Annotated in this window: 27 protein-coding genes; 17 read left to right on the top strand and 10 right to left on the bottom strand. The window is 30.8% G+C overall.

Going from position 1 to position 24,639, the window contains the following annotated elements; translation table 11 throughout:
* The first annotated feature begins 17 nt into the window (after window positions 1-17).
* From rlmD to H3Z83_RS10675, 9 genes are all read left to right on the top strand, one after another.
* Window positions 18-1,469: a 23S rRNA (uracil(1939)-C(5))-methyltransferase RlmD gene (rlmD, locus tag H3Z83_RS10715; RefSeq protein WP_182125490.1), complete on the top strand. Its 1,452-nt coding sequence runs from the start codon at window positions 18-20 to the stop codon at window positions 1,467-1,469.
* Between the two features lie 6 nt (window positions 1,470-1,475).
* Entirely contained in the window at window positions 1,476-1,955 is a 480-nt protein-coding gene (locus H3Z83_RS10710; protein ID WP_182125489.1) for a DUF6452 family protein, read from the top strand.
* Window positions 1,936-2,634 carry a DUF6048 family protein gene (locus tag H3Z83_RS10705; RefSeq protein ID WP_182125488.1) on the top strand — a complete coding sequence of 233 codons (699 nt, stop codon included), beginning with the start codon at window positions 1,936-1,938 and terminating at the stop codon, window positions 2,632-2,634. Before H3Z83_RS10710 ends, H3Z83_RS10705 begins: the two co-directional genes overlap by 20 nt.
* Window positions 2,635-2,694: 60 nt before the next feature.
* Window positions 2,695-3,642, top strand: coding sequence for an isopenicillin N synthase family dioxygenase (locus tag H3Z83_RS10700; RefSeq protein ID WP_182125487.1), 948 nt, complete (start codon window positions 2,695-2,697; stop codon window positions 3,640-3,642).
* A gap of 4 nt (window positions 3,643-3,646) precedes the next feature.
* Window positions 3,647-3,970 carry a translation initiation factor gene (locus tag H3Z83_RS10695; RefSeq protein WP_182125486.1) on the top strand — a complete coding sequence of 108 codons (324 nt, stop codon included), beginning with the start codon at window positions 3,647-3,649 and terminating at the stop codon, window positions 3,968-3,970.
* Between the two features lie 150 nt (window positions 3,971-4,120).
* Complete coding sequence (locus tag H3Z83_RS10690; RefSeq protein WP_182125485.1) at window positions 4,121-5,065, top strand: DUF1835 domain-containing protein; 945 nt, start codon at window positions 4,121-4,123, stop codon at window positions 5,063-5,065.
* On the top strand, window positions 5,066-5,935 hold the full coding sequence (locus H3Z83_RS10685; protein ID WP_182125484.1) for a nucleoside phosphorylase: 870 nt from the start codon (window positions 5,066-5,068) through the stop codon (window positions 5,933-5,935).
* The gene (locus H3Z83_RS10680) at window positions 5,936-6,796 is read left to right on the top strand and encodes a substrate-binding domain-containing protein (protein WP_182125483.1); all 861 of its coding nucleotides are present in this window, start codon (window positions 5,936-5,938) and stop codon (window positions 6,794-6,796) included. It abuts the gene before it with no gap.
* Between the two features lie 18 nt (window positions 6,797-6,814).
* Window positions 6,815-6,976, top strand: a complete 162-nt coding sequence (locus H3Z83_RS10675) for a hypothetical protein (protein WP_182125482.1) — start codon at window positions 6,815-6,817, stop codon at window positions 6,974-6,976.
* 53 nt (window positions 6,977-7,029) lie between these two features.
* On the opposite strand, the gene H3Z83_RS10670 is transcribed toward H3Z83_RS10675, so the two are convergent.
* The gene (locus H3Z83_RS10670; RefSeq protein WP_182125481.1) at window positions 7,030-7,671 is read right to left on the bottom strand and encodes a protein-L-isoaspartate(D-aspartate) O-methyltransferase; all 642 of its coding nucleotides are present in this window, start codon (window positions 7,669-7,671) and stop codon (window positions 7,030-7,032) included.
* Window positions 7,672-7,814: 143 nt separating this feature from the next.
* Between H3Z83_RS10670 and H3Z83_RS10665 the strand changes: the two genes are divergently transcribed.
* Complete coding sequence (locus tag H3Z83_RS10665) at window positions 7,815-8,774, top strand: Gfo/Idh/MocA family protein (protein WP_182125480.1); 960 nt, start codon at window positions 7,815-7,817, stop codon at window positions 8,772-8,774.
* Between the two features lie 37 nt (window positions 8,775-8,811).
* Complete coding sequence (locus tag H3Z83_RS10660; protein ID WP_182125479.1) at window positions 8,812-9,699, top strand: 3-hydroxyacyl-CoA dehydrogenase family protein; 888 nt, start codon at window positions 8,812-8,814, stop codon at window positions 9,697-9,699.
* A 77-nt stretch (window positions 9,700-9,776) separates the two neighbouring features.
* On the opposite strand, the gene H3Z83_RS10655 is transcribed toward H3Z83_RS10660, so the two are convergent.
* The 6 genes from H3Z83_RS10655 to H3Z83_RS10630 form a co-directional block, all read right to left on the bottom strand.
* Window positions 9,777-10,232 carry a YybH family protein gene (locus tag H3Z83_RS10655; protein WP_182125478.1) on the bottom strand — a complete coding sequence of 152 codons (456 nt, stop codon included), beginning with the start codon at window positions 10,230-10,232 and terminating at the stop codon, window positions 9,777-9,779.
* Between the two features lies 1 nt (window position 10,233).
* Window positions 10,234-11,187 (bottom strand): AAA family ATPase, encoded by a 954-nt coding sequence (locus H3Z83_RS10650; protein ID WP_182125477.1) that lies wholly within the window; start codon window positions 11,185-11,187, stop codon window positions 10,234-10,236.
* Between the two features lie 95 nt (window positions 11,188-11,282).
* Window positions 11,283-12,662, bottom strand: a complete 1,380-nt coding sequence (locus H3Z83_RS10645) for a peptidylprolyl isomerase (protein ID WP_246337542.1) — start codon at window positions 12,660-12,662, stop codon at window positions 11,283-11,285.
* A complete protein-coding gene (locus H3Z83_RS10640) occupies window positions 12,625-13,482 on the bottom strand; it encodes an apurinic/apyrimidinic endonuclease family protein (protein WP_182125476.1) in 858 nt (285 codons plus the stop codon). The genes H3Z83_RS10645 and H3Z83_RS10640 overlap by 38 nt, the downstream gene beginning before the upstream one ends.
* Before the next feature lie 2 nt (window positions 13,483-13,484).
* Window positions 13,485-15,095, bottom strand: a complete 1,611-nt coding sequence (locus H3Z83_RS10635) for a peptidylprolyl isomerase (protein WP_182125475.1) — start codon at window positions 15,093-15,095, stop codon at window positions 13,485-13,487.
* 3 nt (window positions 15,096-15,098) lie between these two features.
* Window positions 15,099-15,380, bottom strand: a complete 282-nt coding sequence (locus H3Z83_RS10630) for a DUF493 family protein (RefSeq protein ID WP_182125474.1) — start codon at window positions 15,378-15,380, stop codon at window positions 15,099-15,101.
* 116 nt (window positions 15,381-15,496) lie between these two features.
* Between H3Z83_RS10630 and H3Z83_RS10625 the strand changes: the two genes are divergently transcribed.
* The 5 genes from H3Z83_RS10625 (at window position 15,497) to H3Z83_RS10605 (ending at window position 20,213) form a co-directional block, all read left to right on the top strand.
* A complete protein-coding gene (locus tag H3Z83_RS10625; RefSeq protein ID WP_182125473.1) occupies window positions 15,497-16,027 on the top strand; it encodes an AAA family ATPase in 531 nt (176 codons plus the stop codon).
* A 3-nt stretch (window positions 16,028-16,030) separates the two neighbouring features.
* Window positions 16,031-17,914: a RecQ family ATP-dependent DNA helicase gene (locus H3Z83_RS10620; RefSeq protein WP_182125472.1), complete on the top strand. Its 1,884-nt coding sequence runs from the start codon at window positions 16,031-16,033 to the stop codon at window positions 17,912-17,914.
* A 3-nt stretch (window positions 17,915-17,917) separates the two neighbouring features.
* Complete coding sequence (gene fmt, locus H3Z83_RS10615) at window positions 17,918-18,862, top strand: methionyl-tRNA formyltransferase (protein WP_182125471.1); 945 nt, start codon at window positions 17,918-17,920, stop codon at window positions 18,860-18,862.
* Window positions 18,863-19,047: 185 nt separating this feature from the next.
* Entirely contained in the window at window positions 19,048-19,320 is a 273-nt protein-coding gene (locus tag H3Z83_RS10610; RefSeq protein WP_068705485.1) for an HU family DNA-binding protein, read from the top strand.
* A gap of 119 nt (window positions 19,321-19,439) precedes the next feature.
* Window positions 19,440-20,213, top strand: a complete 774-nt coding sequence (locus H3Z83_RS10605) for a pentapeptide repeat-containing protein (RefSeq protein ID WP_182125470.1) — start codon at window positions 19,440-19,442, stop codon at window positions 20,211-20,213.
* Between the two features lie 120 nt (window positions 20,214-20,333).
* Here H3Z83_RS10605 and H3Z83_RS10600 read toward each other — a convergent pair whose 3' ends face one another.
* The 3 genes from H3Z83_RS10600 to pfkA form a co-directional block, all read right to left on the bottom strand.
* A complete protein-coding gene (locus H3Z83_RS10600) occupies window positions 20,334-20,696 on the bottom strand; it encodes a methylglyoxal synthase (protein ID WP_182125574.1) in 363 nt (120 codons plus the stop codon).
* Between the two features lie 67 nt (window positions 20,697-20,763).
* Window positions 20,764-21,756 carry a type I glyceraldehyde-3-phosphate dehydrogenase gene (gene gap, locus H3Z83_RS10595; RefSeq protein ID WP_182125469.1) on the bottom strand — a complete coding sequence of 331 codons (993 nt, stop codon included), beginning with the start codon at window positions 21,754-21,756 and terminating at the stop codon, window positions 20,764-20,766.
* Window positions 21,757-21,785: 29 nt separating this feature from the next.
* A complete protein-coding gene (pfkA, locus tag H3Z83_RS10590; protein ID WP_182125573.1) occupies window positions 21,786-22,769 on the bottom strand; it encodes a 6-phosphofructokinase in 984 nt (327 codons plus the stop codon).
* Window positions 22,770-22,896: 127 nt separating this feature from the next.
* Between pfkA and H3Z83_RS10585 the strand changes: the two genes are divergently transcribed.
* Window positions 22,897-24,624, top strand: coding sequence for a sodium:solute symporter family protein (locus H3Z83_RS10585; RefSeq protein WP_182125468.1), 1,728 nt, complete (start codon window positions 22,897-22,899; stop codon window positions 24,622-24,624).
* Window positions 24,625-24,639: the final 15 nt, after the last annotated feature.

Below are 24,639 nucleotides of genomic sequence, written 5' to 3'. Positions count from 1 at the left end.
CTATAAACCTGAATAAAATGCCACGTAGAGAACGAAATAAATTTGTTAGAAAAAATCAAATTATTGAGATTTTAATTGAAGATTATGCCTTTGGCGGAAAAGGAATTGGAAGAATTCGTTCTGAAGAAGGAGTTTTCGTGGTCTTTGTTCCAAATACTTTACCAGGACAGTTGGTAAAAGCTAGAGTTGCTAAGTCTCAAAAAAAATATGCTGAATGTAAACTAATTGAAGTTATAAAACATTCTGATAATGAAGTTGAAGTTCCTTTTCAAGATATTCCAGGAGCTCCGTATATTCAGCTACCAATCGATTTACAACATCAATATAAAAAAGAAAGTACCTTATCGTTATTTAAACGCATTGGTAAAGTAGAAAACATCGAAGATTTGTTTGACGAGTTTGTTACTTCTCCTAATGTATTTCACTACAGAAATAAAATGGAGTATGGGTTTTCTGCAATTGGTTACGACAGAATTAATAAAACTGATGCCGACTTCTTCACCTTAGGCTTTAAACGTCGAGGTGTTTGGTGGATGGGAGACAATTTAGATAAAGATTCTGGTTTGTTTGATAAGCAATTTGAAGACAATCTAATAAACATTCGAAAGTATTGCGAAGCAACTGGTTTAGCTCCTTGGCATGGACCTAAAAAAGAAGGTTTTTTTAGATACTTCGTCGTTCGTAAATCATATAAAACTAATGAGCTATTATTCAACTTAGTTACAACCTCACCTGATTTACCTAAGTTCGACTTAAACAAATTTGCTAACTTTTTAGTTGATTTATTCGGCGATAGAGTTGCTGGTTTATTACATACTATAAATGATGAAACTGGTGATAGAACTATAGCAACATCAGGAAGTATTGATTTAGTGTACGGAAAAGATAAAATTGTAGAAGAATTATTAGGATTAAATTTTGAGATTAGCATGAAAAGCTTCTTTCAAACCAATCCTAAATCAGCAGAAAAACTATATACAAAAGTTATCGATTATGCGTTAGAAAATAAAGAAGCTGTTGATAATACTGTGGTAATGGATTTGTTTTGTGGTACAGGAACTATTGGTCAAATTTTAGCTTCTAAAAGTGAAAATGCAAAAATAGTTGGAGTAGATATTGTTGCTTCAGCAATTGAAGATGCAAAGAAAAATGCTAAACGAAATAATATTGAAGGTTTAGAATTTTATGCTGCCGATGTTGGTAAATTTTTAAACCAACATCCTCAATATCAAAATAAAATTAGAACTATCATTTTAGACCCTGCGCGTGCAGGAATCGCTCCCAAAACATTGAAAAAAATCATCCATCTAAATGCAGATAGAATGGTTTATGTATCTTGTAACCCAGCAACACAAGCTCGTGATACAGAAATGTTACGCGAAGCTGGTTATCAAATAAAAAAGATTAGTTTAGTAGACCAGTTTCCTCATACATCACATATCGAAACTGTTGTTTTATTTGAAAAATAAATTTTAATGAAAAAATACATCTTTCTATTAATTCTTGTTTTTATAGGAATTTCAGCTTGCGAAAAAGACGATTTTTGTGTCCAGAATCCCGTAACTCCAAATTTGGTTTTACGTTTTTATGATAAAGATGATACTTCTCAACTAAAAGCAGTTCAACGTTTATCTATTATAGCACAAGGTAAAACAGATAGTTTATTTACCGGTCAAACTACTGATAGTATTGCTATTCCTTTAAATAGTTTAGCGCAAGAAACTATTTACACATTAAAAATGAATAGTGTTGATGGAAATATAGCTAACAATCAAACAGCTACACTTACTATAAAATACAATCCTGAAGACGATTACGTGTCTCGTTCATGTGGATTTAGAGTTATATATAAAGATGTAAATTTAGAATACACTAGTTGGATTGATAATTTATCTACTTCACAAATTACTAATATCGATAATCAAGCAAGAGCTCATGTACAAGTATATTATTAGTATTTCTTTACTTCTTTTTTGTGCAAACGGATATGCACAAAAATCAGATACAGCCACAGCTAAAAAAGACACAATCGTATACAAAACTGGTTACGGACTTCGCTTAGGTGTAGATATTAGCAGACCTGCTTTATCAATATTTGACAAAAGTTATAGCGGATTAGAACTTGTTGGTGACTATAGAGTTTCAAAAAATTGGTATGTTGCCACTGAGTTAGGATATGAAGAAGAAATTACCTTCGAAGATTTTACAACTTCAACATCAAAAGGTAGTTTTATTAGATTAGGTGCTAACTACAATGCTTATAAAAATTGGTTAGATATGAATAACGAAATCTATGTAGGTATGCGATATGGTTTTGCTTTATTCGATCAAACTTTAAATAGCTATAAACCAAATGTAGGGAGTCCATATTTCCCTTCCAATACAATTCAAACACCAGTTACCGATACTGGATTAACTGCTCATTGGACAGAATTACAACTGGGTATTAAAGTAGAAACTTTTAAAAATCTTTTCCTCAGTGCAGGGTTTTCTTATAAAATCGTGATTAGCATTGATGATCAAGAAAACTTCAAAACGCTTTATGTTCCTGGCTTTAACAGAGTTTTTGAAAGCAATACAGGTTTTGGTTTCAACTACACAATATCCTATTTAATTCCTTTTGTTAATAAGTAATTTTTAATCGTCCCCTTGTTTTTAATACCTTTACAGTCATTTTTATAAAAGTTATTAACAATGAGCAAAGTCCCAAGTGTAAATTTAGCTGACTTTTTATCTAACGATGAAAGCAGAAAACAAAAATTTATCAACGAAATAGGTAACGCATACGAAACTATTGGTTTTGTTGCTTTAAAAGGTCATTTTTTAGATGACGAATTAGTAGACAACCTATATAAAGAAATCAAGAACTTTTTCGATTTACCTACTGAAGTAAAAGAAAAATATGAAATTCCAGGAATTGGAGGTCAAAGAGGATATGTATCTTTTGGTAAAGAATCTGCTAAAGGTAAAAAAGAAGGAGATTTAAAAGAATTTTGGCACTTCGGACAATACGTTGATGCTGATTCTAAATACGCAAAAGAATATCCAGATAACGTAGAAGTTTCTGAATTACCTAAATTTAACGAAGTAGGTAAACAAACTTACCAAATGTTAGAAAAAACTGCTAAGTACGTTTTACGCTCTTTAGCATTGCATTTAGGTTTAGAAGAAACTTATTTTGATAATTATATCAAAAACGGAAATAGTATTTTACGCCCTATCCACTACCCACCTATTGAAACTGAACCTAAAGGAGCAGAAAGAGCTGCAGCTCATGGTGACATTAACTTAATTACATTGTTAATGGGAGCTCAAGGTAAAGGTTTACAGGTGCAAGATCATGACGGAGTTTGGCACGATGCTATTGCAGAACCTGATGAATTAATGATTAATGTTGGAGATATGTTATCTCGTCACAGTAACAATAAATTAAAGTCTACGATACATAGAGTAACGAATCCTCCTAAAGAAATGTGGGGAACTTCACGTTATTCAATTCCTTTCTTTATGCACCCAGTTTCTGATATGAAATTAGATGTTTTAGATAAATGTATCGATGAGAATAATCCGAAGCAATTTGAAGATATTACTGCTGGTGAATTTTTAAATGAACGTTTACGTGAATTAGGGTTAAAAAAATAATTTAATGGATTTTCAAGATCAATTAAAAAATTTATTTCCAGAACATCAGTTTGAAGAAAAACCTGTTGAAGAAAAATCGGATGTTTGGCTACAAGATGATCCTATTCTTTGCAAGTACGAGAAACGCAAAGGTAAACCTGTTACAATTTTAGATGGTTACAACGGAGCAACTCAAGATTTTAAAAAGCTTGCAAAAGAAATTAAAACTAAATTGAGTGTTGGTGGTAGTTTTAAGGATGATAAAATAATCATCCAGGGAGATTATCGCGATCAAATAATGCAAATTTTAAAAGATAAAGGCTTTAACGTAAAACGCGTTGGAGGATAATATTATTAAAGTGTCAAGAATTTAAATTCTTGACACTTTTGTTTATTTACAATAACCGAATGTTAAAATGTAAATAATTAATAATAACGTTAAAAAACAGACGTTTATTATATACTGAATAAAGCGAGTTCAATTAAATTCCCCAAGAGTATGGCTTCCTCTATATTACACATCACAAACGGAGACAGCACCACAGATAGAATTAATAAATTAAATTTTAAAGGTGATATAATCACATGGCGAGAGATGCTATGTGAAGGTAAAACATCAGTTGATGTTGGTAGCGAAAGCTTTTGGAAAACTCGTTTCGACTTTTTAAAATCTTCTTATAAAGTTTCAAAACAAAAATTTATTGATTACACCGTAAAAGAGTATAGAAATCTTTGCAATCAAAAAGAGCAAGATGAAATTGTTTTATGGTTTGAATATGATTTATTCTGTCAAATAAATATGTTAGCAGTAATAAGCTGGTTGAAGCGTTACCGAAAAGAACGACAAATATCTTTGGTTTGTAGTGGTACGATAAATGACCAAGAGAAACTTTTTGGCTTAAATGAACTTACAAATTCTCAATTAAAAGAACTATACAAAAAGAGAACTCAACTTACAAAAGACGATATTGAATATGCCGATTATATTTGGCAACTATATTGTTCAGACAGTCCGCTACAATTAGAAAACGCTTACAAATTTAATTCAAGCGCTACTTTCAGTTACCTAGAAGAAGCTATAAAATCACACTTATTACGTTTTCCTTCTATCAAAAACGGATTAAATCATGTTGAAAATAGTATTTTAAAAACTGTAAAAAACAATCAGTTCACATCAAAAGAACAATTAGTAGGTAATCTTTTAAGTAATCAAGAAAACTATGGGTTTGGTGATATTCAATACTTTAATAAATTAGATCAACTAAAAAAACTATTTACTTCTTTTAACCCTGTTAAATTAAGTAAAGTAGGTAAGCAAGTACTTCATAATCAAACAAATTATTATAGTAAAATGCGTTCTGATTTTTCGTATCTTGGCGGCTCAAAAAAATACAGCTATCTATATGTAAACTCTACTGATAAGCTGTTAAAAATTACATCGTAAATGAACATACAACATTCTGAACTCATCTTAAATCCTGATGGAAGTATTTACCATTTAAATTTAAGACCTGAGCATATAGCTACCGATATTATCTTTGTAGGAGATCAATACCGTGTAGATAAAGTAACACAACATTTTGACTCTATTGAATTCACTACTCAAAAACGTGAGTTTAAAACCACAACTGGAACCTATAAAGGGAAACGTTTAACTGTTATTTCAACAGGAATCGGTCCTGATAATATTGATATTGTTTTAAACGAATTAGATGCTTTAGTTAATATCGATTTAGAAACGCGTCAAGTAAAAGAAAATCATACACAGTTAAATATTACAAGAATAGGAACTTCTGGTTCTTTACAAGCAGATATTCCTGTAGATAGTTTCTTATTAAGCTCTCATGGGTTAGATTTAAACGGAATGTTATTATCTTATCAAGTAAAAGATATTGCACATCCAGAACTAGAAGAAGCTTTTATCAATCATACTGGTTGGAGTTCAAAAAAATCTTACCCATTAATTGTTGCTAACGGAAAAGCTTTAGAAGATAAGTTAATGTCTGATAAAGTTCATAAAGGAATCACTGCTACTGCTGGTGGATTTTACGGACCTCAAGGTCGTGTTCTTCGTTTAGGCTTACAAGATACTGAATTAAACAAAAAGATCGATAGCTTTAACCATAGTGGAAATAGAATCACCAACTTAGAAATGGAAACTTCTGCAATTTATGGCTTATCAAAGTTATTAGGTCATAATGCCGCATCTATGAATGCTTTAATCGCAAACAGAGCTAACGGAACATTTAGTGAAGACCCTGGTAAAGTTGTAGCAGATTTAATTTTATATACATTAGATAAACTAGCTGAATAAATGCTAAATTTAAAAGTAGGTGGTGTACCAGAGCATTTTAATTACCCTTGGTATGTTACTTTAAAAAATAAAGAATATACAAACGAAGGAATCAACTTACGTTGGCAAGATTTTCCTGGAGGTACTGGTGCTATGTGTAAAGCGCTTCGCTCTGGTGATGTTGATATTGCCATTGTACTTACCGAAGGAATTATAAAAGATATAATTAACGGTAATCCTTCTAAAATAACGCAGACTTTTGTTAAGAGCCCTTTAATTTGGGGGATTCACGTTGGCGCTAAATCAAAATTTAAAAGTATTAACGATTTAGAACATGCAACTGTAGCAATAAGTCGTTTCGGCTCTGGATCTCATTTAATGGCAATTGTAAATGCGCATAATAATGGATGGGATATTGATAAATTAAAGTTTAAAGTTGTTGGTAATTTACAAGGCGGAATTGATGCATTAACTAATGGTGATGCTGATTATTTTATGTGGGAACATTTCACTACAAAACCTTTAGTTGACAACGGTACGTTTAGACGCTTGGGCGACTGCCCTACTCCATGGCCTTGTTTTGTAGTAGCAGTTCGTAATGAAGTATTAGAAAACAATTTCGAAGAAGTAAAAAAAGTACTTGATATTATTAATAATTGTACCAAAGATTTTAAAGACTTTGATAATATTGATGAAATACTTGCCGAAAGATACGAGCAACAGTTAGAGGATATTCAAGAATGGTTATCTATAACCGAATGGAACGATGGTAAGCCTGTTACAAAAAATTTAATTACCCGTATACAAAATAAAATGATTGGGTTTAACGTTATTGAACAGAAGAAAGATTCTGGTGAGTTAATCAGAAATATGTATATTTGATTTTTTAAAACTAAAAAAATGAGAAAAGTAGTATTTATTGCAATTTGTGCTGTTAGCTTAATCGGTTTTTCTTCTTGTGGAAGTACTAGCCCTTGTGGGTTATCAAAAATTGACCAAACAAAACAAAAACAACATCAACAAGAAATCGTAGTTGCAGATGCAACTGTGGTTGCTGAATAAGTTGATGTTTCTTTTATTCAAATTCAATAAATCCGCTTTTTAAGGCGGATTTTTTAATTCTTCTTTTCTAACATTGGCACAAACTTAAAATCGCCTAATTCATGCTTTTCAAATTCTTTTGGTGATTTACGAATAAAAAGTGTCATTACTTGTTCTTTATCTCCTACAGGAATTAACAACTTACCTCCTACTTTTATTTGTCCTAATAAAGCTTTCGGCACAAATGGCGCACCAGCAGTTACGATGATTTTATCAAAAGGAGCTTCTTCAGGCAAACCTTTATAACCATCACCAAAAATAAAACGTTTAGGTCGATAACCTAATTTAGGTAAAAACATCGATGTTTTTTTAAATAATTCATGCTGACGTTCTATCGAATACACTTCAGTTTTTAATTCTAATAAAACGGCTGTCTGATATCCAGAACCAGTACCAATTTCCAAAACTTTTTCACCTGGTTGTAATTTTAATGTTTGCGATTGGAATGCTACTGTATAAGGATGCGAAATTGTTTGTTCTGCTGCAATGGGAAATGCTTTATCTTGATACGCATGAGCTTCAAAACTACTATCAATAAACAAATGTCTAGGAATTTTTCGCACAGCATTTAACACAGCTTCATTTGTAATTCCTTTAGCTTGTAAAACGTTTGCTAGCTGATTTCTAAGCCCTTGATGTTTGGTAGTATCTCTCACTAATAGTTAAATTTCGTCGGGTTAAAAATAGCAATAAATATGTATAAAAGCGTATATTTGTTAGCGTTGATTTTTTCAAGTAAAATCAAGAAGTAAAACTAAAATCATTTTTTTCGAAATGATTCAAATACAATAAACAAACTATGTTAAAAGCTGGGGTTTTAGGCGCAGGACATTTAGGAAAAATTCACTTGCGTTTGTTGCAACAATCAGAAAAGTACCAATTAGTAGGGTTTTACGATCCTTTTACTGAAAATGCGAAAAAAGTTGCTGAAGAATTTGGATACACATTATTCGATTCTGTTGAAGAACTAATTGATGCTGTTGATGTAGTTGACATTGTTACTCCTACCCTTTCTCATTTCGATTGTGCAAAACAAGCTATTGAAAAAGGAAAACATATTTTTATTGAAAAACCGATTACTAACACAGTTTTAGAAGCTGAAGCAATTAGAACTTTGGCTAGTCAGCAACATATTCGTGGTCAAGTTGGGCACGTAGAACGTTTTAATCCTGCTTTTACAGCTGTAAAGGATATGATTGACACTCCGATGTTTATCGAAACACATCGTTTAGCTGAATTCAATCCTAGAGGAACTGATGTACCTGTGGTATTAGATTTAATGATTCATGATATTGATATTATTTTATCAGTCGTAAAATCAAAAGTAAAAAACGTACATGCAAGTGGAGTGTCTGTAATTTCTGAAACACCAGATATTGCCAATGCCCGTATTGAGTTTGAAAACGGATGTGTAGCCAACTTAACATCTAGTAGAATTTCAATGAAAAATATGCGTAAAAGTCGTTTCTTTCAAAAAGACGCTTATATTTCTGTTGACTTTTTAGAGAAAAAATCTGAAGTAGTTAGAATGAAAGATGTTCCTGAAAAGCCAGATGAGTTTGCGATGATTTTACAAAATGCTGAAGGTGTTAAAAAGCAAATATATTTCGACAACCCTGAAGTAACTGCTAACAATGCTATTTTAGATGAGTTAGAATCGTTTGCGGATGCTATTAATAACGATACAACACCAATTGTATCTTTAAGTCAAGGAACTGAAGCATTAAGAGTGGCTCAAATGATAATTGATTGTTTTTAATCAATTCTTAAATAAAAATTTAAACTAAACAAACAACATGAAGAACATCGCTGTAATTGGAGCTGGAACTATGGGTAATGGTATTGCTCATACATTTGCTCAATTTGGATACAACGTACAATTAATAGATATTTCTCAAGCTGCCTTAGATAAAGGTGTTGCGACCATTACTAAAAATTTAGATAGAATGGTGGCTAAAGAAAAAATATCTGAAGATGATAAAAACAATACATTAAATAACATTTCAACTTATACATCAATAAAAGAAGGTGTACAATATGCTAGTTTAGTTATTGAAGCTGCTACCGAAAATGTTACTTTAAAATCTAAAATTTTTAAAGAGTTAGATGAAGTTTGTCCTGAAGATACCATTTTAGCAACCAACACTTCTTCGATTTCAATTACTCAAATTGCTGCTGTAACTAACAGGCCTGAAAAAGTAATCGGAATGCACTTTATGAACCCTGTACCAATTATGAAATTGGTAGAAATTATTAGAGGTTACAATACTTCTGATGAAGTAATGGAATTTACAGTTGATTTAACAAAAAAGATCAACAAAATTCCTGTTGAAGTAAATGATTACCCAGGTTTTGTAGCCAACCGTATTTTAATGCCAATGATTAACGAATCTATTGAGACATTATACAATGGTGTTGCTGGTGTTGCTGAGATTGATACAGTAATGAAGCTAGGGATGGCACATCCAATGGGGCCATTACAATTAGCTGATTTCATCGGATTAGATGTTTGCTTATCTATCTTAAACGTAATGTACGACGGATTTAAAAACCCTAAATATGCTCCATGTCCGTTATTAGTAAATATGGTAATGGCAGGTAAATTAGGAATTAAATCTGGTGAAGGTTTTTATGATTATTCTGAAAGTAGAAAAGCTGAGAAAGTAGCGAAGATGTTTTCATAAGAATTTACAAATCAATTATAAATAAGAAGAGCTAACTTTTAAAAGTTAGCTCTTCTTATTTATCTAAAAAATTATACTTAGCACGAAGTATCTGCAATAATTTTCCAATCCCCATCTATCTTTTTAAAGATAACCATGAAAACACCTTTAGCATCTCCTATTTCTCTTTTTAAATGATATTCTCCCATCACAAAATAAGCTCCGTTATTTATTTTTGAAATGTCATTAACCTTAAAATTCAGCTTTCCTGAATGTTTAGGTGTTGGATATCCTTTTTTATAATTGGCTAAGGTTTTGTCCCAACCAAAAGTAATACCATTACTTCCATAAAATTTTAAAGAATCACTTTTCCAATATCCCTTCATAAAACCTTCCAAATCATGATTAGACCAAGCTTTCTCTTGAGCAGTCATAATTGCTAAAATTCCCTGTTTTTCTTCTTCTACAGATCTTTCTTTTGACTTCTTTACCTCAACTACGCATGAGGTCAAAGTAAATAATAAGCCAAAAACTAAAGGATATGTTTTTCTCATCTTAAAACAATGAATTAATAATTTCTTTTACAGTTATTCCCTCTGCTTCTGCTTTATAGTTCTTTACTATTCTATGAGATAAAATAGGAATAGCTACTGCTTGTACATCTTCAATATCTGGAGAGTACTTTCCATTTACAGCTGCATGGGCTTTGGCTGCTAAAATTAAATTCTGTGAAGCTCTTGGGCCAGCTCCCCAATCGATATATTTTTTAATTAATTCGGTTGCTTTATCCGATTTAGGACGTGTTTTACCAACTAAGCCTACTGCATATTCTACTACATTATCAGCAACTGGTATTTTACGTATTAACTTTTGAACTTCAATAATTTCTTGTGTTGAAAAAATAGAATTTACCTTTTGATTTATATTAGAAGTTGTATTCTTAACAACTTGCACTTCTTCATCAAAAGTTGGGTATTCTAAATGAATTGAAAACATAAAACGATCTAACTGTGCTTCTGGTAACGGGTAAGTTCCTTCTTGCTCGATAGGGTTTTGAGTTGCCAATACGAAAAATGGTAAGTCTAATTTATAATGATGTCCTGCAATCGTAACCGATTTCTCTTGCATTGCTTCTAATAAAGCGGCTTGTGTTTTTGGTGGTGTACGGTTAATTTCATCCGCTAAAATAATATTAGAAAAAATAGGTCCCTTTATAAATTTGAACTGACGGTTTTCGTCTAAAATTTCGCTCCCTAAAATATCAGACGGCATTAAATCTGGTGTAAACTGAATGCGGTTGAAATTTAAGCCCAAAGCGCTCGAAATCGTATTAACTAATAAAGTTTTTGCTAATCCTGGCACTCCGATTAAAAGTGAATGTCCGCCACATAAAATAGACAACAATGTATAATCTACTGCTTCTTGCTGACCTATAATAACTTTACCTATTTCTTTTTGAAGTTGGTTAAACTTTTTTACTAAATCGTTTACAGCAGTTACTTCTGACATAGCTTATCTTTTATATTTTTAATTCAATTACAAACTTTTATAAAGTAAGATTCCCGCTTTACGCGGGAATCACAATATACTAAATTTATTAAGTACTATTTATTCGATTTCTTCCAATCTTTTTTGAAAGTACATTTTTTATAATCGTTTCCTAATTTGATATAAGTTTCTTGAATTTTATCTTTCGACCATTTTTCAACTTCCTCTTCTTTTTTCTTTGCTAAGGCAAACTGTTGCATTCTAACATAATCTTTAACTAAATCAGCAGTATGTGTTTCAGTTTTATCCTTTACAAAAATAACTTTGTACATTTTTTCACCCTCACGAGTTTCATCATAAAAAATATCAGATAAATCTCCTTTTTTAAGTTCACTAATTCTAGCAAATAAATCTGGAGGCATTCTTGTTAATTCGAAAGTTGTTTCTTGTGTATATGGATTGATTATTAAACCTCCATTATTTTTTGTTTCATCATCTTCTGAATACTTTTTTACCGCTTCTTCAAAAGTTAACTTACCTTCTTTAATCTCTTTTACAACTTTCTCTGCAGCTTCTTTTGTTTCTTTTAATTTATCATCTGCAATTTCTGGTTGCATTAAAATATGAGAAACATCTCTACCATTACCTCTTATCTTATTTAATAAAACAATATGATAACCAAAAGGTGATTTAAAAGGTTCTGAAATTTCTCCTTCTTCTAAAGAAAAAGCAGCTTCTTTAAACTCTTTAACAAAACCAGTTTCTTTTGTAATAACTCCCATACTTCCTCCATTTTTAGCAACACTAGGGTCATCAGAATTAATAATTGCTTTTAGCTTGAAACTTGCTCCGTTTTCAACTTGCTTTTTTATTTCATTTAGCTTATTAATAATTCGGTCGTTTTCTTCTTTAGCAGGTTCTGCTTTTAAAACAATCTGTGCAATTTCTACTTCAGCTGGAATCTCTGGTAATTCGTTTTTATCTTTTAATCCTTTAAAATATACACGTACTTCTTCTGGAGTAACATCGATAGTTTCAGTAATTTTTTGCTGCTCTTTTTCTATCAATAGATTTTCCTTTTGAACTCTACCTAGTTCTTTTCTTAAATCATCAATATCATTAAAACCGTAAGCTTCAATTACTTTTTCTTCACTTCCATATTGATTAGTGAAATAATCGATGCTTCTTTGAACTTTCCCATCAATATCACTTTGAGAAACCACAACACTATCAACCACTGCATGGTGTGCTAATAATTTTTGTTGCATTAATTCTTCAAGCATCTCACAATTAGAAATGGTAACTTTACCTTCACTTCTCACCTCAACCTCTTGCTTAAACTTTTCAATATCTGAATCTAATACAATGTTTTCACCTATTACAACCGCTACTCCATCTACTTTAGTTTGCTGAGCGTTTACTGCTCCTAAACTAGCTAAGAAAAAGGTGAATAAAATACTAGTATTCTTTAAAGTTTTTGTTTTGAATGGCATCATTTATCAGCGTTTTTTCAATCTCTCTTATTAATTCTAATTTTCTTTTATGTAAAATAATTTGTTTTATCCTCGAACTAACAAATGCTACTGGAGCTATGGCATTAGTTGGCAACATATTTTTTACAGCGACCAAATATACTCCTAAACTATCTTCTTTTTGTATGAATTTGGATAATTTTAACAAATTTTGCTTAGGTTCTGTCTGAAAAGGAGGAATATTTTCTTTTAAATAATCTAAAGTAACCCAAGTTGAATCTTGTAATCGGTAAGATTTAAAGTTTAACAGGTGTCTTTCTAAATCTTCTCTATCTTCTTGCTTATTTGATTTAAACTGAACTATAGTCTCTTTTTTATCTAAAAAATCTTTACCATAATGAATATATTCGAACTGTAATAACTCTTCATTAAGCTTAAAATTTTCTTTATTTTTATCGTAATACGATTTTATTTCTCCATTACTTACAATTGTATCTAATTGTTGCTTTATCAACCTTTCTTTATATCCGTTTATATACAAACTTTGTTTATAATCGTTTACTAAATTTTCTATTTCAGTACTATTAACTTCTGATATATTCTCTTCAGCTTTTACTAGTAACAACTGTTGTTTTGCCCAAGAGTTTATCAAACCTTTTACAATAACTAAACTATCTTTTTTAGAAATATTTTCAGGTATCAGTACTTCAATATCTTTTTTGTATAAATTTTTATTATACACAGTAGCTATTGGGCGATCTTCTTTAAACGTTTCTGTTTTTAAACTTATTAAATCACACGAAACGATAAATACTGTTATTAAAAAAAAGGTAAATTTCTTCACTTTTAAGATTGATTATATTTTTTTTTCAACTTCTTTAATGCTCTTTCTTTAATTACAATCGTACTCTTTTTCTTTAAATTGTTTATTAATTCTTTTTCTAATTGCTTTTGATAATCATTCATTACCAAACCTCTAATTTCTTCTAGTTTTTTATTGTACTTATTTTGATTACTTAAATAAAACTCTTTAAGTCCAGAAGTGTCTTTACTTGATTTATCCCAAATTTCTTTCTGCATTAAATCAAATAGCAATAAACCTTCCTTATATTCTAATAAAGTATGTTTATAAGCAGGTTCTTTATTAACCAAATCTTCTTTAAAATACTCAATTATTTGATGGTTTTTAAACTTCTCGTACAAGCTTTTAATTGACGGATTATGGCTATGTCCTATAAATTTTAAAAACTCTTTCTTATAAACATTCTTATCTTCTATTGAAAATAATACTTCTTTTAAGTCTTTCTTTTTTAATTGATGCGTATTTGAATTAAAAAAATCAATTAAAGCCTGATTATTTTCTACAACTTTATATTCTTTTTTTAATTTATCTATTACCGATTGTTTAGATAATGCTGCTCTACTTGTGCTTTTTACTTTTCTTGTCAACTCCTTTTTCTCTTCATCAAAAGAACCTATCGGATATTTTTTTATTAGCTTAACAATATGCCAACCAAATCTTGTTTTAAATGGCTTGCTATACGCTCCTATACTTTGTAATTCTCTAACTTCATTCTCAAAAGGTTCTACCATCGATCCTGTTCCGAATTTTGGTAACTTCCCTCCTAAAGAAGCTGTTCCAATGTCTTCTGAATATTGCTTAACCACCTGATTAAAATCTGCTCCAGATTTTAATTTTTGATACGCTGAGTCTATTTTTGTTTTACCAATAGTACCTTTACCCCTAACCAATATATGGGCTACTTCAAATTCTCCTTTAGATGGTCGTTTATCATTTACTTTTATAATATGATATCCAAATCTTGTTTTAAAAGGTTTAGACACTGCTCCTTTTTCGGTATTATAAGCCATATCCTCAAAAGGGTACACCATTTTAAAAACAGAAAAATATCCCAAATTCCCTCCATTTAATTTTACTGATGGATCTTCAGACACTTCCTTTGCAACACTTTCAAAAAGCTCGCCTTTTAAAATTCGCTCTCTAGCATCAGAAATTTGTTTATACAAAAACGAAGTATCTACCTCGATACTATTAGCTTTAGGAATTTTAATTAAAATATGGCTAACCTTAACATCGTTTTTTTTTCTATTATAAGCCTCTTTTACTAACCTTTCTAAATAGGCTTCATCTTGTAAATAAGGAGCAATTAATTGTTTTTTATAACCTTCTAACTCTCTTTTATATTTTTTTAAAGTATCTAGTTTTAAATTGTATGCCTCCTGTACTTTCAACTTATAATTAATATATAAATCTAGGTAATTATCTATATTTTTTGAATCTTCATCATCAACAATATCTAAGTTTTTTTTGTAGACCTCTTCAAATTCAGAAACAAATACTGGCTTATCATTTATGCGAAACAACTCTTTATCTTTTTGAGCAAAAGAAAAAGAACTCACAATAAAAAACAGTAAAAATGAGAATTTCTTAAACATAGCTTATAACGAAATTATTCCTTTAACAGCTTCCGCTTTTTTATAATAATCAATTACTATATCTGCATTTTTAACCGTAATGTGTATTGATAAACTAACGTATTTGCCAGTTTTAGATTTTTTAGTTTCAATAACTGCACCTCCTTTATCAAATAATTCTTTTACTTCTTCTTCTTGATTTCCATCAGTTGGAACAATAAATTTATATAAATACTTAGCTGGAAAAGTGGTTGTATCTTCTAATTGTGCTTTTAATTTTACGTAAAATGCTTCTCTATCTGACATATTGTTTTTTATTACTCTATTTTTTAATTAATCATCACAAAGTGTACCTAAAAATGATGAAACACAAAATTACACTATTTATTACATTTATAAATTGAATCTTTTATTTTTGCCAAATGCAACAGAAAATAGTTTTAATAGGTGGCCCTGGTACAGGAAAGTCTTCAATTTTACGAGAATTCATAAAACGCGGTTACGAGTGTATGCCCGAAATATCAAGAGAGGTAACACTTAAAGCTCAAAAAGAAGGGATAGATCAATTATTCTTAGAACAACCTTTATTATTTAGTCAAATGCTTTTAGAAGGTCGTGAACAACAATATTTAGATGCTGAAAAAAGTGATGCTGAAATTATTTTCTTTGACAGAGGAATTCCTGATGTACACGCCTATATGAATTATTTAGAAAGTGAATATCCTCCTATTTATAAAGAGAAGAGTAATAAATACATCTACACAAAAGTATTTATGTGTGCTCCTTGGAAAAATATATATAGATCAGACAACGAACGTTACGAAACTTTTGAGCAAGCTGTAAAGATTGATACATTTTTAAAAGATGCTTACGAAGAAATAGGATACGAAATTATCGATGTTCCGTTTGGAACTGTAAAAGAACGCTGCGATTTTATTTTACACTCGTTATAAACGATGTATGATAAACCACTACAAATATTAAAACAATATTGGGGATTTGATTCTTTTAGAAATCCTCAGCAAGAAATAATAACTTCGGTAATAGAAGGCAAAAATACCATTGCTTTATTACCTACTGGTGGTGGTAAATCAATTTGTTTTCAAATACCTGCGTTAGTTAAAGAAGGAGTTTGCGTTGTAATTTCTCCTTTAATTGCTTTAATGCAAGATCAGGTTACTAGTTTAAAAGATATGGGCATTAAAGCTACTGTAATTCCTTCTGGCAGTACACAAGATGAAATTATTACATTGTTTGATAATATTCGTTTTGGTAAAACCAAGTTTCTATATCTATCTCCCGAACGATTACAGTCTCGTTTTATCCAAGAAAAAATAAAACAATTAGATGTAAATTTAATTGCTATTGATGAAGCGCATTGTATCTCGGAATGGGGGCATGATTTTAGACCTTCATATCAAAATATTTCAATTCTAAAGGAATTACATCCAAACGTAAATTTAATTGCTTTAACAGCTACCGCTACCCCAAAAGTAATTGATTCAATTGCTAGTTCTTTAGGACTAGATAATCCAACAATATTTAAAAAATCTTTTTATCGCGAAAATTTAGCATATCAGATTTTTAAAACTGAAGACAAACTAAATAAAATCAAACAAATTTTCACAAAAACAAAAGCACCAGCTATTGTATATGTGAATTCAAGAAATAAAACCAGAGAAATTAGCAGCTACTTAAACGCTAACGGATTTAAAAGCAGTTTCTATCATGGTGGTTTATCAACCATTAAAAAACAACTTTCTTTTGATAATTGGATAAGTGAAAAAACTCCAATTATTGTTGCTACCAACGCATTTGGTATGGGTATCGATAAAACGAATGTAAGGGTTGTTATCCATCTAAACCTTCCTTCATCTATAGAAAATTATATTCAAGAAGCTGGTCGCGGCGGACGAGATGGTAAAAAAGCTTTCTCTGTTGTTTTAACTAACGAAAGTGATATTAAACTCAGTAAAGAGTTATTAGAAAAATCGTTACCAACTATTGATGAGATAAAAACGGTTCATCAAAAATTATATCAAAACTTTCAGATAGCTAAAGGTGAGCTTATTGAAGATTCTTTTAGCTTTAACTTTTTAGAGTTTTGTAATAAGTACAACTTCATTCCTAACAAAACTTATAATGCATTACAAATTTTAAATAGTAATGGAATTGTTGAGTTGAATAATAATTACAATCAAAAATCAACTCTACAATTCAAAGTATCAAGTAAACAGGTTTTAAATTACACACAACAGCATCCAACTTCAAAAAAATTTATACAAACACTTTTACGTTTATATGGTGGTGTTTTTGAAAACTTAGTAAAGATTGATGAGTTTTATATTGCAAAAAAAACAGGAATCACTTCATGGGCAGTAATTAAAAAATTAGAACGATTACAGGAAGTTGATTTTATTGAATATAATCAGAATTCAAATAATGCAGAGTTATTTTTCTTACATCCAAGAGAAGATGATAAAACCATTAATAGAGTCTCAAAAAACATTGATGTATATCTCAATCAAAAAAAAGATAAAAATGCATCTTTAATTAATTTTATTAAAAATAATTCACTCTGTAGAAGCATACAATTACTTCATTATTTTGGAGAAAAATCTACTAATGAATGTGGTATTTGTGATGTTTGTTTGCAAAAGAAAAGTACTCAAACAATAAATCCTTTAACAATTATTACATTATTAAAGGATAACAAGCCTCTAACCATTCAAGAAATCTGCATACATCTAAATCAAACAGAAGCTAATATTTTAATACTTTTGCGAGAACTGTTATCAGAAGAAAAAATAACTTTAAACAGAAATAAATACTCTTTATAATAAATGAAAGATTTACGTATCGTTTTTATGGGAACTCCAGATTTTGCAGTAACCATTTTAAAACACCTTGTTGAGAATGATTATAATGTTGTCGGTGTAATTACTGCAGTTGATAAACCTGCTGGAAGAGGTCGTAAGATTAATCAATCTGCTGTAAAAAAATATGCGCTTTCTCAAAACTTACCAATTCTTCAACCAAGAAATTTAAAAGACGAAGAGTTTCAAGAGGATTTAAAAAATTGGAATGCCAACTTACAAATAGTAGTTGCTTTTAGAATGTTACCAAGAGCTGTTTGGGCAATGCCTAAATATGGTACATTTAATTTACACGCTTCTTTATTACCTGAATATCGTGGAGCAGCTCCAATAAATTGGGCTATTATAAACGGAGAAACAAAAACAGGGGTTACCACTTTCTTTATTGATGATAAAATTGATACTGGAGAAATCATACTTCAAAAAGAAGTTGAAATTAAAGAAGATGAAATCGTTGGTGAATTACATGATAAATTAATGTACTTAGGTGCAAATTTAGTTGCTCAGACTGTTGATCTAATTGCTGAAGGAGAAATAACGACGACCAAACAACCAGAACTGGAAGAAAAATCAGCACCCAAACTATATCCTCATAATTGTAAAATAGATTGGTCTAAGCCATTAAATGACATTTATAATCATATTCGTGGGCTAAATCCATATCCTGCTGCTTGGACTACTATAATGAATGGTGAAGAAGAAATTTCAGCTAAGATATACAAAATAGCAAAAGAGCATGAAGCTCATGAATTTGAAGAAGGAACTGTAATTACCTCTAAAAAAGAATTAAAGATTGCCACTAAAGACGGGTACCTTATTGTAAAGCAAATCAAAATTTCTGGTAAAAAATTAATGGATGCACAAAGTTTATTAAACGGTTTTCAGTTCGATAAAAAAGCAAAAGCGCTGTAGCCCTTTATCCATGGGGTTTTGCTGTTTTTCGTTAAAAACAACTATGGTTATTAACAATTCAGCCATATTTATTAACAAATCCCTTGTTTTTCGGGGTCAAAACTTGCACAATCCCGCATTCCGTCTATATTTGTTGAGCTATTAAGCAATAAAACATTAATTAATTTTTAAAACTTATTAAAATTATGAACAAATCAGATTTAATCGATGCAATGGCTGCTGACGCAGGAATTTCTAAAGCTTCTGCAAAAGCTGCATTAGATTCTTTAACTTCTAACGTAACTAAATCTTTAAAGTCAGGTAACAAAGTTGCATTAGTTGGATGGGGAACTTGGTCTGTTTCTGAGAGAGCTGCTAGAACTGGTAGAAACCCTCAAACTGGAAAAGAAATTCAAATTGCTGCTAAAAACGTAGTTAAATTTAAGGCTGGAGCTGGTTTAGCTGATTCAGTAAACTAAGACTTCTTAGAAACCATATTTAAACAGCATTTAGGCAACTAAATGCTGTTTTTGTTTATAAAAGTGTCACAAAAGAGTTTTAACCGTTGTCTATTAAATAGAACTTAAAACCACAAACAATGAAAAATATAATTACAATTGTAGCATTTTTATTCTGCTTAACAAGTTTCGCTCAAAAAACTGTTGATGCATCAGATATTATTAGAGATGTTAAAAACGGAAAAGCAGTAAACATTTCAAACGCTACTATTAACGGAGTTTTAGATTTCACTTTTATGGATGAAGCTTTACCTAAGTTGCCTAAAAGAAAAAAATGGTGGAACAATGGTGGGTCTAACACCATAGAAAAACAAATTACAAATAAAGTATCTTTTGTAAACTGTACTTTTACTGGTGATGTATTAGCGTATATACCTCACGAAAAAAGCGGTTATACTTTTATTGCAAATTTTGAAGACATTGTAACATTTAAAGGTTGTACTTTTAAACAAAAGGCAATGTTTAAGTATTCAGATTTTGAAAGAAACACAGATTTTTCTAATACTAAATTTAACAACGACTCTACCTTTAAGTATGCTAAATTTGATAGAGATATTACTTTCGAAAATACTTTTTTCGACGAACCTGCAACCTTTAAATACGCTGAATTCAAACAATTTGTAAGTTTTGAAAACTCAGTTTTTAACGAGAGTGCTATTTTTAAATACTCAGAATTTAATGACGGTGTGTCTTTTAGAAATGTAAAATTTGAAGAAGACTTAAATATAAAATACACCAAAGTATCTGGTAAGTTTGACATTACCGATATGGAAGTAGCTTACGACATCGATTCTAAGTACACCAAAATAAACGGCAAAAGCTTTAGTAAATATTTATTAAAAAGTAAAAAATAGTTCTTACTTAACTATTTTCATAATAAAGCTTCACAATCGTTATTGTGAGGCTTTATCTTTTTATAAGCTAACTTTCTTTTTAAATAGCTTTGCTAATAACAAAACTATATTCTTGTAAAACTATATAGATTTCATCAACAACTCTGCAGTAGCAGGATTTGTTGCTAATGGAACATCATGTACGTCACACAAACGTAACAACATAGAAATATCTGGTTCGTGTGGATGCTTTTCATGTGGATCCCTAAAAAACAATACCATATTACATTTTCCTTCTGCTACTCTACTTGCTATTTGAGCATCACCTCCATAAGGTCCAGATAAAAATTTCTTTACTTTAAATCCTGCTTTTTCAGCTTTTGTTCCAGTAGTTCCTGTAGAAATTAATTCTATTTCTTTTTGATGTAAAATTGCTTTGTGCTCATTTAAAAACTGAACCATTTCTGCTTTCTTACCATCATGTGCAATAATTGCTATTTCCATATATTTTCCTTCTAATAAAAATTCCCGCATAAAAGCGGGAATACAATTTACAAAATATTTTGTGCTTTTATAAAGATGCCGAATATTCTAACAAATCAACGATCTTAGTTGCGTAACCATACTCGTTATCGTACCAAGAAATTACTTTAAAGAAGTTTTCATTCAACTCTAAAGAAGCTCCTGCATCAACAACCGAAGTTCTTGTTTCAGAAACAAAATCTTGAGAAACAACCTCATCATAAGTAACATCTAAAATCCCTTTTAAATCACCTTTAGAGGCTTCTTCTAATGCATTTAAAATTTCTTTTAAGGAAGTTGATTTTTTAGTTTTAAAAGTTAAATCTACTAACGAAACATCAGCTACAGGTACTCTTACAGCCATTCCTGTTAACTTACCTTCTAACTCAGGTATCACTTTAGTAACTGCTTTCGCCGCTCCTGTAGAAGTTGGTATAATATTATGTAATGCTGAACGTCCTCGAGTACGTTTAGAATTAGGTCCATCAACTAAATTCTGTGTTGATGTTGCTGCATGAACCGTAGTCATTAAACCTTCTTCTAAACCAAAGTTTTCGTTAAGTACTTTTGCTAATGGCGCCAAACAATTTGTCGTACATGACGCATTAGAAACAATAGTTTCATCAGCAGTCATTTCTTTATGATTTACACCCATTACATACATTTTAGCATCTTTAGATGGTGCCGAAATAATTACTTTCTTAGCTCCTCCTTTAATATGTAATTCTGCTTTTTCTTTTGTGGTAAAAAAACCTGTAGATTCAATTACATATTCTGCACCTACTTCATTCCATTTTAAATTCTCAGGGTTTCTATCTGCAGTAATTCTAACTACTTGTCCGTTTACAACTAAGTTTCCATCTTTCACCTCAACATCTCCATCAAAACGACCGTGTACAGAATCATACTTTAATAAATAGGCTAAATAATCTACATCTAATAAATCATTAATGGCAACTACTTGCACATTATCTCTTTTCATTGCTGAACGGAATGCTAATCTACCTATCCTTCCAAATCCGTTAATTCCTATTTTTATCATTTACTTAATTTTAATATTCTTATTTTAATTTATGTAGTCATAATATCTGATACTCTTAACAACTCAGTATCTATACTATCTTGACCTTTTATTGCTTTTTCTAAATCGGTAGCAACCACCTTATTATTTTGTAAACCTACCATTAAATTGGTTTGACCATCTAAAAGTAACTCTACAGCTTTTACTCCTAACCTACTTGCCAACACTCTATCAAAACATGTTGGAGAGCCACCTCTTTGCATATGCCCTAACACAGAAACTCTCACCTCATATTCTGGTAAATTTTCCTCTACGTAATCCGCTAATTCAAAAACATTTTTACCTGTCTTATCTCCTTCAGAAACAACAACTATGCTTGAAGACTTCCCTGTTCTTCTACTCTTTTTTAAAGATTCTAACATTCGTTCCAATCCTAAATCTTCTTCAGGAATTAAAATTTCTTCGGCACCTGCTCCTACTCCAGCATTTAACGCAATAAAACCAGCATCACGCCCCATAACCTCAACAAAAAACAATCTACTATGTGATGATGCGGTATCTCTAATTTTATCTATAGCTTCAACTGCAGTATTTAATGCGGTATCGTAACCTAAAGTATGCGTTGTTCCAGAAATATCATTATCAATAGTTCCTGGTATACCAATTATCGGAAAGTTATATTCTTTATTGAATACAACACCTCCTGTAAAAGAACCATCACCTCCAATTACAACTAAAGCATCTACATTATTTTCTTTTAAATGCTGATAGGCTTTTTCTCTTCCCTCTTTAGTTCTGAACTCTTTAGATCTAGCTGATTTTAAAATCGTACCTCCTTTGTGAATGATATTATTTACACTACGAGCTGTTAACGGAATTAAATCTCCTTCTATCAACCCTTGATAACCTCTATATATGCCCATACATTCAGTACGATAATATGCACATGTTCTAACAACCGATCTAATTGCTGCATTCATTCCTGGAGAATCCCCTCCAGATGTCATTACTGCTATTTTCTTTATTTTTCCCATAAAACGAACATCAAATTTACTCATTTTAAGTCGTTTTTCAACAAAAAAGATAAAATCATTTCTTGTTTTAATTCAAATTTAACTTTTCATAATATTTGACTACTTTTAGCCAATCAAACTAAAAAACATGACTTTAACCTCTCTTGATTATTCAATCATCATAGGATTTTTTATCCTTTCATTATTAATAGGTCTTTGGGCTTCAAAATCCGCAGGAAAAAATAGTGCCGAATTCTTTTTATCTGGAAGAAATATGCCTTGGTGGTTATTAGGTGTTTCGATGGTAGCAACTACCTTCGCTGCCGACACTCCTGGATTGGTTACTGAATTGGTTCGTAAAAACGGAGTTTCTGGTAACTGGGTTTGGTGGGCAATGTTATTAACTGGTATGCTTACCGTATTTTTCTATGCAAAATTATGGCGTAAATCTGGCATTACTACTGATTTAGAATTTTACGAAATTCGTTATTCTGGCAAAATGGCTAGCTTTTTAAGAGGTTTTAGAGCTATTTATTTGGGAGTAATCTTCAACATAATTACCATGGCTGGAGTTTGTTTAGCGGGGGCTAAAATTGCAAATATTTTATTAGGAATTTCACAAGGAGAAATGCTTTTATACTCATCAATAATTGTTGTTATATATTCTTCTTTAGGTGGATTAAAAGGTGTTTTACTTACCGATTTTGTTCAGTTTTTAATTGCTATGGTTGGTTCTGTTTGGGCTACAATTTATATTGTAAACCTTCCTGAAATAAACGGGCTATCTAATTTATTATCTCATCCTAATGTTAGTGGTAAACTAGCGATGCTTCCAGATTTTTCGAATACTGAAGCTTTAATTACATTATTTATCATTCCATTTGCAGTACAGTGGTGGAGTACTTGGTACCCTGGTGCTGAACCTGGTGGTGGTGGATATATAGCACAACGAATGCTAGCTGCTAAAGATGAAAAAAATGCTACTTGGGCTACACTATTTTTCAATTTCGCTCACTATGCTTTACGTCCTTGGCCATGGATTATTGTTGGATTAGCTTCGCTAATTATTTTTCCTAGTTTAGAAAGCATGAATCAAGCATTTCCAAGTTTAACTACCGATATGCAAGGTCACGATGTTGGGTATGCTGCTATGATGACATATCTACCCGCTGGACTTATTGGTATTGTATTAACATCGTTAATTGCAGCATTTATGAGTACGATTTCTACACAATTAAATTGGGGAAGTTCATATTTAGTAAATGATTTTTACAGTAGATTTATAAATAAAGAGGCTTCTGAAAAACAAAAAGTAGTTGTTGGTAGAATATCAACCGTATTATTAATGCTATGTGCTGCCTTATTCTCTTTTTATCTTCAGTCTGCTAAAGATGTATTTGACTTATTATTGCAAATAGGTGCTGGTACTGGTTTATTATTTATTTTACGTTGGTTCTGGAGTAGAATAAACCCTTATAGTGAAATAGCAGCTATGGCAATTTCATTTATTATAGCTGTATTCTTTTTTATAAACGGAAAACTTGAGAATCCTATTATTGAGATTGCTGGTTATTGGCAATTAATCATAGGTGTTTTAATTACAACTATCGGATGGATTTTAGTTACACTTTTAACACAACCAACAGATGATGAAACCATCAATAAATTTGATACACTAATTTTTGAAGGAGAAAGTAAATTTAAAAATATTGGAGTAAAAATAGTAGCTTTTATTACAGGTACTATTGGTATTTACAGCTTTTTATTCGCCACTGGAAATTGGATTTACGGTAAAACAATTTTAGCTTTAGGGCTATCTGCACTAACGTTAATCTGTATGTTTATTCTTCTTAAAATTTGGAAAAGAATATCATAAAAAAAGCCCCTTAAA

It is taken from the genome of Tenacibaculum pelagium (assembly GCF_014062345.1).
Lineage (GTDB): Bacteria > Bacteroidota > Bacteroidia > Flavobacteriales > Flavobacteriaceae > Polaribacter > Polaribacter pelagius.
This window is presented reverse-complemented; position numbering and strand designations above follow the sequence as displayed.